The 474-nt window shown below is 61.4% G+C and carries 1 pseudogene; it reads right to left on the bottom strand.

Annotated elements, in window-relative coordinates:
* Nucleotides 1-170: 170 nt before the first annotated feature.
* Nucleotides 171-474, bottom strand: a pseudogene (locus tag VE26_RS00105) (carboxypeptidase M32); the annotation flags it as partial.

The following is a 474-nucleotide window of genomic DNA, read 5'->3' as shown; positions in this document are numbered from 1 at the left end:
ATTTCAGACTCACTGCAGTGGGGCCCGTGCGTGCGGGCCGTTGAGGGAAGCGGTTCTAGGACGCTGGTCTCGAACGGAGCCTGAGGGGCGGGTTCAGCCGGCGTTCACAGTGGTCAGAGCGCGGAAACTGAGTCCGCGCGTTGATCTAACAAATTTGAAGATAATAAGTTTTATGCGCCATAGCGCGTACGCAGATGCGCCTTGAAGTGATCGGCGTTGAGCGGCTCACCAGTGGCGCGGTTGATGAGGTCGGGCGTTGCGTAACCCGACGCCTGTTTCCAGACCCTGTCCCCGCGCCATTGTTTGATGTCGGCGAACTCGCCCTTGCCCTTCTGTGTCCCGCCTTTGCGAATATCCTTGCGCATCGCAGTGTCGAGCTGGGCAGCGATTTTGCCCCCCAACGTGTTGCTGGGTGTATAGGCGACGGTCGGCCCGGAGGCGGGTCTGTCCGCACGCGGGACGTCGTTGGCGTCC

The sequence above is a fragment of the Devosia chinhatensis genome (assembly GCF_000969445.1).
Lineage (GTDB): Bacteria > Pseudomonadota > Alphaproteobacteria > Rhizobiales > Devosiaceae > Devosia > Devosia chinhatensis.
Note: the sequence above shows the minus strand (reverse complement) of the source record. Positions and strands in the feature narration are given on the sequence as shown.